At 53.7% G+C, this 10,095-nt stretch carries 10 protein-coding genes; 4 read left to right on the top strand and 6 right to left on the bottom strand.

Features of this window, described 5'->3' with window-relative positions; translation table 11 throughout:
• Positions 1–1,373 precede the first annotated feature (1,373 nt).
• Complete coding sequence (locus tag C2U68_RS19775) at positions 1,374–2,285, top strand: DMT family transporter (protein WP_140914196.1); 912 nt, start codon at positions 1,374–1,376, stop codon at positions 2,283–2,285.
• A 15-nt stretch (positions 2,286–2,300) separates the two neighbouring features.
• On the opposite strand, the gene recN is transcribed toward C2U68_RS19775, so the two are convergent.
• Positions 2,301–3,989, bottom strand: a complete 1,689-nt coding sequence (gene recN, locus C2U68_RS19770; RefSeq protein WP_140914195.1) for a DNA repair protein RecN — start codon at positions 3,987–3,989, stop codon at positions 2,301–2,303.
• A gap of 4 nt (positions 3,990–3,993) precedes the next feature.
• Positions 3,994–4,875, bottom strand: a complete 882-nt coding sequence (locus C2U68_RS19765; RefSeq protein ID WP_140914194.1) for an NAD(+) kinase — start codon at positions 4,873–4,875, stop codon at positions 3,994–3,996.
• A 203-nt stretch (positions 4,876–5,078) separates the two neighbouring features.
• Here C2U68_RS19765 and C2U68_RS19760 point away from each other — a divergent pair, with 203 nt between their 5' ends.
• Both C2U68_RS19760 and C2U68_RS19755 read left to right on the top strand, forming a co-directional pair.
• On the top strand, positions 5,079–5,729 hold the full coding sequence (locus C2U68_RS19760; protein WP_140914193.1) for a LuxR C-terminal-related transcriptional regulator: 651 nt from the start codon (positions 5,079–5,081) through the stop codon (positions 5,727–5,729).
• A 121-nt stretch (positions 5,730–5,850) separates the two neighbouring features.
• On the top strand, positions 5,851–7,197 hold the full coding sequence (locus C2U68_RS19755) for a diguanylate cyclase (protein ID WP_140914192.1): 1,347 nt from the start codon (positions 5,851–5,853) through the stop codon (positions 7,195–7,197).
• 28 nt (positions 7,198–7,225) lie between these two features.
• Here C2U68_RS19755 and C2U68_RS19750 read toward each other — a convergent pair whose 3' ends face one another.
• The gene (locus C2U68_RS19750; protein WP_140914191.1) at positions 7,226–7,651 is read right to left on the bottom strand and encodes a hypothetical protein; all 426 of its coding nucleotides are present in this window, start codon (positions 7,649–7,651) and stop codon (positions 7,226–7,228) included.
• A 69-nt stretch (positions 7,652–7,720) separates the two neighbouring features.
• Positions 7,721–7,858, bottom strand: a complete 138-nt coding sequence (locus C2U68_RS21355; protein WP_186289681.1) for a hypothetical protein — start codon at positions 7,856–7,858, stop codon at positions 7,721–7,723.
• A gap of 294 nt (positions 7,859–8,152) precedes the next feature.
• Here C2U68_RS21355 and C2U68_RS19745 point away from each other — a divergent pair, with 294 nt between their 5' ends.
• Entirely contained in the window at positions 8,153–8,812 is a 660-nt protein-coding gene (locus C2U68_RS19745; protein WP_140914190.1) for a hypothetical protein, read from the top strand.
• Between the two features lie 484 nt (positions 8,813–9,296).
• Here C2U68_RS19745 and C2U68_RS21435 read toward each other — a convergent pair whose 3' ends face one another.
• Positions 9,297–9,464, bottom strand: a complete 168-nt coding sequence (locus tag C2U68_RS21435; protein ID WP_222101942.1) for a hypothetical protein — start codon at positions 9,462–9,464, stop codon at positions 9,297–9,299.
• A 333-nt stretch (positions 9,465–9,797) separates the two neighbouring features.
• Positions 9,798–10,095 (bottom strand): hypothetical protein (locus tag C2U68_RS21430; protein WP_222101941.1); only part of this gene is annotated, 298 nt, incomplete at its 5' end.

Here is a 10,095-nt window from a genome sequence, read left to right as displayed (position 1 = left end):
GACCGCGATTGCGAATGTGCTGCGCGGTGATGCGTACGAACGTCGCTGCCTCATTGCGTCTGAAATTTGAAAATAGGCCCAAAAAAGGGCTTGTTCTCGAGAAAATCCGGCTGTTTTGATGAAAAAACGGTCGATTATTGAAATCTTTGACCTATCTTAGAAATTACTGTCGTTCAAAACGGCAGTTTTTCAGAGGTTCCTAAAGTTTGTTATTATGATCATGCCATGTTCTGGATATGGTTCTCCGCGAAACTTTAGGTTCTTACGGTTTGGCATATTCTCACTTGTAATTAGACAAAAAACATCTTTTGCCCGAAGCTCAATATTCTTTGTCCCGTAGATTGAGAAGTCTATTTGTCGCTCATCTCCAGAGTTATCAAATGATCTTATAGTATATGTGCCAATAGTAAAGTATGAGGGGTAAGGGTGGTATATTTTGGTGGTCTTGAATCTTTTTGCTTTAACTGCTCCAAAATACGCCTTAAAGGATTTTTTGCAAACTGGACATTTTATCTGGCAAATCGAATAAATTGGCCATTTGAAAAGAATTTTTTTCTTCGCACCAAAAGCAATTCATGGAATGGAGTCCAGGATTGCTATCTGTGCCGACTATATTAAGTATCTCAGATCTTGGAATGTCGCCACTGTATTTAGTTAGAACATCTTGCAGTTTTAAAATTAGACTGGCTTTGGTCATATTGTTATTTTAGTCCCTTGGCAAAGAGTTTGTGTCTATAGGTTTTTATTTGGGCATCGATGCTGTCATCGATAGACTTAAAATAATTTACGTCGATTTGTTATTAAGGAACTTCTGATTAATTTGCTGTCGTGATTTTATATGTAAATTAAATCTAAGACTTGTGATTGTTGTTTTCTTGAAAAGGGCTGTAGGCTGGGTGGAGCGGCAGCGATACCCAGCTTTAACGGCTTTTAGCTGGGTTTCATTGTCATTCAACCCAGCCTACGTCCACGAATGGAGATTCAGTTTATTATCCATTAGCGGTAATTGGAAAGTTCAGCCAACTGTCGCTTATGGGGTGTAACAAAACAATCACGCCTTATCCTACCAAGCGGCGAATTTCCTGAGAACCGAAATTCAGCCAAAATAACGCAGCTCAACATAAAACCCGGCGCCTTTCGTTCCAACCTTAGAAGGCACATAGCCATTTTTTGTTGTACTAACGGACCAAATCCGGCTACTATCCTGCCCATGATATTTTCCAATCTGCTTTTTCTCGTCAATAAACGCCGCTGGCTATGGGGCTTACCTATTGCCGTGGTGTTTGCGTTTTTCTAAAAACTTTCAAGCAACCGCGGGCTTGCCGCAGTTGCTTCGTCATTTGCCAAAGGCCCGCATCGATACAGGAGGCCTAATGGCTACAACCGTTTCCACCCATTCATTTCAACACCGCCGTTTGCTCGGCTTCGGTTTGGCGACTTTGGCCGCGATCGGTTTTTCCGGCAAAGCCATTTTCGTCAAACTGGCTTATGGCGAAGCGGTCGATGCCGTGACTTTGTTGGCGTTGCGGATGCTGTTTTCGGCGCCGTTTTTCCTGATCGTGGCCTTGCGCCATGCCTGGCAAAAACCGGCGCAGGCCTTGAGCCGGCGAGATTACGCGGCGTTGTTGTTATTGGGTCTGCTGGGTTACTACCTGTCCAGCTTGTTCGACTTCATCGGTCTGCAATATATTTCCGCCGGTCTGGAGCGCTTGATTCTGTTTTTGTACCCGACCTTGGTCGTGGTGTTGTCGGCGCTGTTGTTGCATAAACCGTTCGGACGCAAAGAGATTGTCGCCTTGCTGCTCAGTTACGCCGGGATCGGCGTGGTGTTCAGCGATCAGGTGACGTTGCAGGCCGAGCATTTGTGGTTGGGTGCCGGTTTTGTGTTTGCCAGCACGTTGACTTACGCGGCGTATCTGATCGGCACCGGCGAGACGGTGGCCAGGATAGGCGCGTCGCGCTTTACCGCCTACGCGATGCTGGTGGCCTGTGCGGCAACGCTGATCCAATTCCTGTTGACCCATCCGCCGCAGGCGCTGCTGGTCTCGGCACGGGTCTATCAATTGAGTTTGTGGATGGCGATTGTGTCGACCGTGCTGCCGGTATTCATGCTGTCGGCCGCGATCCGGATTATAGGCTCCAGCCATGCCTCGCTGATTGGCGCGTTGGGGCCGGTGGCGACGCTGTTTTTAGCGAACGTGTTTCTCGGTGAACAGCTGAGCCCGCTGCAAATGGCCGGTGCGGCGCTGGTGTTGGCCGGGGTGTTGAGCCTGTCGCGAAAATGAACCGCGGCGCAGGCCTTAGTGCCGGTCGTCGGCCGATCCGCCCGAGGCCAGCATTTCCCTGGCATGGGCCAGCGTGTTTTCGGTGATGGTGACGCCGCCCAGCATCCGCGCCACTTCGTGCACCCGTTCCTCCTCGCTGAGCCGGCGGACGCTGGACGAGGTGACGGCGGCCTTCTGGTTTTTGGCGACGAACAGGTGCTGGTGGGCTTGGGCGGCGACCTGCGGCAGGTGAGTCACGCACAGCACCTGGCGGTTGCGGCTGAGCCGGCGCAGTTTCTGGCCGACGATTTCGGCGATGCCGCCGCCGATACCGGAATCGACCTCGTCGAAGATCATGGTCGGCGTGGTTTTGTCGGTGCTGGTCGTGACCTGGATCGCCAGACTGATGCGCGACAATTCGCCGCCGGAGGCAACTTTTGCCAAAGGTTTGGCCGGCAGGCCGGGATTGGTGCTGACCAGGAATTCGATCTGGTCCAGGCCGTTGCGCTGCGGTTCGGCCTGTTCCGGCGTCTGCAGTTTGACGATGAATTCGCCGTGCGGCATGCCCAGTTCCTTGATCGCGTCTGAAATCCGTTGTTGCAGTTCGGTGCCGGCCTGGCGCCGGTTGGCTGACAATTCGGCGGCCAGTTTGCGGTACTGGTTCAGCAAACGTTCGCAGTCGGCGTGCAGCGCTTCGATGCGTTCGCTGCTGTGGCTGAGATTGTGCAATTCTTCGCTCAGGCCCGCGGCCAGGGCCGGCAGTTCTTCCGGCTGGACTTTGTGTTTGCGGCTGAGCGACTGGATCACGCCGATTTGGGTTTCCAGCCAGGCCAGTTGCTGCGGATCGGCCTCCTGGTTTTCCAGGAAGCGGCGCAATTGCTGGGTGGCCTCGCCGATCTGGATTTCGGCGTCGCCGAGCAGTTCCGCCACGCCGTTCAATTCGGCTGCGTATTGGCTCAGCTCTTGTAGTGCGTGAATCACGTGGCCCAGCATGTCGGCGACCGACTGCTGGTCGTTGTCGTACAAAATCTCGAGTTGTTGTTGGCCGACGCCGAGAATTTTACCGAGGTTGGCCAGTTTGTGGTGTTCGTCGGCCAGGGCCTGGTAATCGAAGTTTTCCAGGTCCAGTTGCTGCAGTTCTTCCAATTGGTAGCGCAGCAATTCCTCGCGTTCGGCCTGGTCGCTGCCGGCCTTTAGCAGTTGCTGCAATTCCTTGTGCGCCTGACGCCAGTTTTGGTAACACGCGTTGAGTTGTTCCAACAAGGCCTGATTGTTGGCGAAACCGTCCAGCAGCCGGCGCTGCTCTTCGCCGTCCAGCAAGGTCAAATGGGCGTGTTGGCCGTGGATTTCCACCAATTGCCGGCTCAAGGCCTGCAGGGTCTGCAGATTGACCGGACGGTTGTTGATGTAAGCTTTGGAGCGGCCGTCCTCGCTGACCGTGCGCCGGATCAGGCAATGGCTGTCGTCGTCCAGTTCGTTGTCGGCCAGCCATTGTTTGACCAGCGGCGCTTTGCTTAAATCGAATTCGATATTGATCTCGGCCCGTTTGCTGCCGGGACGGACGTAGCCGGAGTCGGCGCGGTCGCCGAGCGCCAGGCCCAGCGCGGTCAACAGGATGGATTTGCCGGCGCCGGTTTCGCCGGTCAATACCGACATGCCGGGGTCGAGGTCCAGATCCAGGGCGTCGACCACGGCCAGGTCGAGAATGTTCAGGTTCAGCAGCATGGGTTCAGGCGGGGTAGCCGCTCCAGTTGAGTTTGCTTCTCAGGATATGGAAAAAATCGTGATCTGCCGGGTGCAGAATTGTAATCGGTTTCTCGGCCTTCTTGATGACGATCTTGTCGTTGATGCGGACGTCCGGAATTTCCAGATGATCGCAAGTCACCAGCGCATTGATTTGTTTGGCGCGGCTGAAGCGGACTTCGATGGTGACGTTGTCGTCGATCACGATCGGCCGGTTGGACAAGGTATGCGGATTCAGCGGCACCAAGACCAGGGCGTGCAACGCAGGATGCAGGATGGGACCGCCGGCCGACAGCGAATAGGCGGTGGAACCGGTCGGCGTGGCGACGATCAAGCCGTCCGAGCGTTGTGTGTTGAGATAGACGCCGTCGATGCTGGTGACAATCTCGATCATGCTTGGCGTGACCCAGCGGTGCACCACCACTTCGTTGACCGCGGTTTGCTGGTGGATCAGCGTGCCGTCGCGGATGATGGCCGCGTTCAATAAGTGGCGTTGCTCGGTTTTGTAGTTGCCCGCCAGAATCTGTTCGAGGCTGCCGGAGAGTTGTTCCGGCGAGATATCCGCCAGAAATCCGAGCCGGCCCAGATTGACGCCCAGCAACGGCACGTCGAAATCGGCCACCGCCCGCGCCGCGGCCAGGAAGGTGCCGTCGCCACCCAAGGCCATCATCAGATCGCAATGCTCCGGCAAACGCTCGATGTAGACGCCGGTGACGTCGGCGTGCTCGATCAAGTCGGCGCTTTGGCTTTCCACCGCCACTTGAAAACCCCGGCGCAGCAGATAGCGGTAGAGTTGGTTCAGCGTCGGCGCGATTCCGGGGTCGCCGAACTTGCCGACGAGGCCGATACGCTGGAATGGGCTTGGCATGGCATAGGGTTGGTTGAGAATGTTGCCCGGATTATACAAACAGGCCGGCGGAAAGTCTTGGCGCAAGTTGCGCCGGGGTCACGCGCAGCAGCTTCTTGTCTAGTTATTTGGGCCTATAGACAAAACAATGGATGTGGCTAGAATCCGGAAATTTTTAAAGGCATATTTGATTTGCCCCAGTTTATTTTGCTTGATCCCAACCCATGAAATTCGACCGAGTAATCCTGGTTGTCGACGAAGACATCTCTTCCTACAAGGGCATTTTGCGGATGGCCGAACCGCTGGCGGCCGAGGTGGTGCATTTTGCCTGTCGTCACGAATTGAGTCGGTGGACTGTCGAGAACCGTGATAGTTTCGATCCGGGCAAGTTGGCTTCCAGCGTGGTGTTCGATCCCGAGTTTCTGGACATCTTCGACAACGGCCCGTTCGACGAATTATTCGGCCAATGCCCGCGGATTTGTATCAGCCGCAGCGGGCGCTTGTCCAGGGCGGTGCAGGCGATCAATTCCGGCCTGTTCGATTTTATCGAGAAACCGTTTCGGCTGGAGCAGATGCAGCAGGTGTTGGAAAATTCGTTGGCATTGCACGAGCGCGATAGACGCCGGCTCAGCGACTTCAAAAGTTTAACCCGCCGAGAATTGCAGACCTGCCAAATGGTGGTCAGCGGCCTGACGAACCGGGAAATAGCGGAACAGCTGGATATTTCCATCAAAACGGTCAAAGTTCACCGGGCCAATTTAATGCGCAAAGTGCGGGCTAAATCCGTGACCGAATTGCTGCGCGGTTACGACGAATTTATGGTCAAGATCAACGGCGTACCGAGTCTTGTAAAAAAATTCTCCGTGGGGGCGTGAAGCCTCGTTATCCCGGAGCGGCGGCAGTGGACTGGGCGGCCTGAGTCCCGGCCGATAAACGTCCGGCCAATCCTTATTGCGATACCGGTTTAACCTCAACTGCTAACCGAATTACCCTTTGATGGAATTGACTCTGTTTCCTACTATCGGCGCTATTGCCCAGCGCCAAATCTTGCGAGCCTCGCTCGATATGAGCGTGCGCGAGATCTCCGAGGTGCTGAGCCGGAATAGCGCCAGCAGCGTCGTCATCGAGCAGGCGGACGGCCACTACGTGTTTTCGGTCGAAGATCTGTTACAACACGTTCATTCCGGCGGTCAGAGCGGCGTGACCCTCGGCGAGTTACCGATTCGCAAAATCGCCTGCCTGGACGAGAACGAACATATACTGGTGGGGCTGGAGGTGCTGGAAAATAGCGGCGAACGTTATCTGGCCGCGGTAGGAGCCGGCGGCGAGCTGGTGGGCATCTTGACCTATACCGATATCCTCTCGGCGGTCGATCCGACGGTATTGGTGCAAAAAAAGACCATAGGCGAATTGATGTTCCGCACCGAACCGGTCACGTTTTCGCCGGACTGGATACTGGAGGACGTACTGAGCCATCTGCGCAAATTGGAAGATTCGATTATCGTGATCGACGCCGGGATACCGGTCGGCATCATCACCACCAAAGACATTTTCCGGATTTTGTCGTCCGGAAGCGCTACCGATTTGCCGTTGACGGAATACATGACCAGTCCGGTCGTGACCACCGACACCGGCGCAACCATCCACGATGCCCTGATGCAACTGAAGACCTTAAAGATCAAGCGTTCGGTCGTCGTGGACGAAAACCGACGCTTGGTCGGCGTCGTCACCCAAAGCGAGCTGGTCGGATTTGCCTACGGCACCTGGATCGATTTGGTCAAACACCATGCCAGCGAACTGAAGGAATTGGTCAGTTTTCTCGAATCGAAAGCAACGGGATTGGAAAAAACGGCGCTCAGCGATCCGTTGACCGGTATCGGTAACCGGCGCATGCTGCAGAAACGTCTGGAAGAAGAAATTCAGCGCATGCGGCGTTACCGGTCGACGCCGTTTTCGTTATTGCTGATCGACATCGACCATTTCAAAAACGTCAATGACAGCCACGGCCACATGGTGGGCGACGAAGTCTTGAAAGTGCTGGCATCCGCTCTGCGCGGCCTGGTCCGGGCCGTTGACGACGTAACGCGCTGGGGCGGCGAAGAATTTGCGATTTTGTTGCCGCATACGCCGGTCGATAATGCCGTCGAATTTGCGGAACGAGTCCGCCAGACGATCGCCAATCTGGTTTTCCCGCGCCAAATTCGGACGACCGTCAGTATCGGCGCCGGCGAGTTTACGATGACGGAAACCGAGCAGGCGTTCTTCGAGCGGGTCGATCAGGCCTTGTATCGCGCCAAGCGCAACGGTCGCAATTGCGTCGTCGCCGATGCCGACGCAGCTTAATTGACCTGAAGCGGCCGCCCGGAAGCCGTCACATCACGAAAAACGTACTCAGGTAAACCGCACCCAGCAACGTGGACAGCAAGCGGAGTTTGTTTTGCAAAGTCAGCGATTGCCAATAAAGCTCGCACTCGGTTTTCCGCCGCACCCAGGCATTCATCAGTGCCTGCTGCAGCCGGCGCCGTATTAGCGGTAATGCTTTCCACAGCGCGTAAAGCGCCGAACCGCCAAGTGCCAACAAGATGTAAAAAGTGATGATCTGGCTGCCGTGGCGGGTGGTGTGAAAGGTATGCTCCACGGCATGTTCGATGCCAAGTTCGAACCATTCGAATGCCAGATGCAGCATTTCGAACAGGAAGTGGGCGACGCTGAAAACCAGATCGATGGTCAAATCGTACATTGCCAAACCGGCTCCGACGCCGGCTACGGCTATTAAATCCAGATGTTGCCTAATCATGCCAGTGCCTCTTTAAAGCAGTGATACCGCATCGTGTCCATTGCCGGCAGCTCCGCCAGCCGCCGCAGTTTACTCGACCGTGATGGCAAGCGCAAAGCCTGCCATCAGCGGAAAATCCGCCGACATTCCCTTGGGGGGGAGAAATGTCGCAACGGATTCGGCAAGATTGTAATAAAACATCGATTCGATACCAAAATATTTTTGCATTGCCTCCGTTCCACAGAGCGATTGTGGTCTTGGGGGAGGACTGGTGCGGATTTTGTTCCCTGCTGCCGCGCCGGGCACCGGACGGAATGGCGAGAACCGACATTCATATAGGCTATCGCGATAGCGGAAACAATACGTGATATTCGAATTTGTCTGGGGATTTGCATTCCTCCGATTACGCTTCGCTAATCGGAGCTACGCGGGCTGTCTGGCGGATTGGCTTGAACGCTAGAGTTTGTGAGAGTATTATCAATAGTGTTCGTCTTCCAACAACCAGTCATGCGGGTAAATCTCATGAATACCTTCGTTCGATATTTGGCGTTGATAGTTGCATTATTATCGTTTTTCGTCTTGAGCAGCTTACCCGCGACAGCGGCGTTGGTTCGGTATACCTATACCGGCAACACCTTTACCGACGTATTCCCACTGGGGGTTGGAGATATCGGCGTGAACATCAGCTTCGTCGTTGAAGAAACCTTGTTGCCCAAATCGGGTCGGGCTATTCTTGATGTTGACGACTATACCAGCGGGCGGATCCCGTTTACCTTCATCTTTGGGCTGGGAAAGTACTATAAAATCGATACCACGGAATTTTACACAGCCCCAAATAATAACGGGGTCGATCCGCATTTTTCGACATATTACGAAAGAAGTGCGCGGATAGAATTTGATACCGACGCCGATGGGCATCTCACTGGCAATTGGAATGCGGCCCTAAACAGACATGAATACGGCCGGCCAGGACTACTTGGCGGCGTGTCGATAAGCTCTGTTGGCAATGGCGTAAGTTCTTTGGATGCAGGAGAACTAATGTACAGTTTTACCGGTTCGGTAACCGGTAATCCGGGTAACTGGACACGTGAATTAGCCTCGGTGCCGGTGCCTGCGAGCGGATTTTTGTTCGGTTTTGTCATTTTCGGTTTGGTTAGTGTCAGGCTACGAGGCAATAGGTAGCGGGATAGATAATTTATGTCAGCTTATTCTGTCAGCGATCCCGGCCTTACGTCAGGCTCAAAACGCAAATGGCACATACGCGGAGTCTTGAAATATCGCAAAGCACTTTTTGATGTGCTTAATTGCAAAATCTGTCGCCGTCACCGCTTCTTATCGGGACGCAACGTCGGCTATCTAGTTTATTCTGTGGCTTTTAGGCTCCATTTCCGAATGCCGTCGCCAGCCCAATCAATAAGGGCAATATTCCACTCCGAACATGACGGTGAAATGATGAAAACGGCAAATCCCGAATCCGTTGTACCCAAGCGTGTTTCATCGGATTGAAGTGAATGTAATCGATATGATGTTGCCAATCCTGTTCGTCACGAATGGTATGCTCGCAACGCCGTCGCCAAATGGAGGCGCTGCCGTCGCGGCGTTTACCAACATACAGGCCGTCCAGCGATTGGGTAAATAGGGATGTAATCGATTTTCAGCGTCCAGGCTAATCGGTGTCGTGATCCGGCAAACGCCAGATGGTATGTAATTGGTCGGGCAAAACTACCATCGCCTCAATTAAAAACGCTTTGCGGGCGCGCGATTGCGCAAAAGCAGCGCGCAATTCATCGACATAATCAACCAGAAAGCGTGCCCGGCGGTCGCGCAGCGTCACCGTGAAAAAGTACGTTCCCCCAGTCAGGAATTACGCCGATATGCCACCATGACACTTCCACAATCAATTTGAGACAAGCCAAGTGTAGCCTCGATGGAGCGTCAGCGGAATCGAGGGCGTCGGATTCAAACCAGAAGGGCATTATCGGAAAATGGAAAGACGTTGGCCTTCGAATCCTCGATTGCATTGAGGCTACTTGCTATCCGGTCATCAAGGCCACCTCGGCAATTGGCAAAATTGGCCTTCGAATCCTCGACTGCATCGAGGCTGCTTGCTAGCGATGGAGGTAACAGGGTTGCCGCTTGGCAGGTCCGGTTGACCGAAAGGTCAGACCTAGTGGCGAAGAGATAAGTAAGGAGAAAACTTTTCGTCTAGTACGCTCGTTTGTTCAACCATCCATTTCTTAATATCAGCACTCGCATGAACTATTCTTGAGCGCTCGTCACCGATCGGCAATCCCTCCAATTCGGATTGAAGACAGCCGAGTTCACAGATCTTGTGCCAAAGAACTTTTTCGAGGTATTGAACGATTGAGTCGTCAAAAAGCCATTTGGCCCCTCGAGTTCCAGACAAGAACTTAAACTCAGCTTCTTGTGATGTTTTCCCGGAGGTTAGAGAGCCGGCCCCAAAA

The sequence above is a fragment of the Methylomonas koyamae genome, from assembly GCF_006483455.1.
GTDB classification, from domain to species: Bacteria; Pseudomonadota; Gammaproteobacteria; order Methylococcales; family Methylomonadaceae; genus Methylomonas; species Methylomonas koyamae_B.
Note: the sequence above shows the minus strand (reverse complement) of the source record. Positions and strands in the feature narration are given on the sequence as shown.

Excerpts from the sequence above, each read along its gene's own strand:
- C2U68_RS19760 (WP_140914193.1), top strand. The coding sequence starts at position 5,079 with ATGAAATTCGACCGAGTAATCCTGGTTGTCGACGAAGACATCTCTTCC.
- C2U68_RS19755 (WP_140914192.1), top strand. The coding sequence starts at position 5,851 with ATGGAATTGACTCTGTTTCCTACTATCGGCGCTATTGCCCAGCGCCAA.
- C2U68_RS19745 (WP_140914190.1), top strand. The coding sequence starts at position 8,153 with ATGAATACCTTCGTTCGATATTTGGCGTTGATAGTTGCATTATTATCG.
- C2U68_RS19765 (WP_140914194.1), bottom strand. The coding sequence starts at position 4,875 with ATGCCAAGCCCATTCCAGCGTATCGGCCTCGTCGGCAAGTTCGGCGAC.
- C2U68_RS19775 (WP_140914196.1), top strand. The coding sequence starts at position 1,374 with ATGGCTACAACCGTTTCCACCCATTCATTTCAACACCGCCGTTTGCTC.
- recN (WP_140914195.1), bottom strand. The coding sequence starts at position 3,989 with ATGCTGCTGAACCTGAACATTCTCGACCTGGCCGTGGTCGACGCCCTG.
- C2U68_RS19750 (WP_140914191.1), bottom strand. The coding sequence starts at position 7,651 with ATGATTAGGCAACATCTGGATTTAATAGCCGTAGCCGGCGTCGGAGCC.
- C2U68_RS21355 (WP_186289681.1), bottom strand. The coding sequence starts at position 7,858 with ATGCAAAAATATTTTGGTATCGAATCGATGTTTTATTACAATCTTGCC.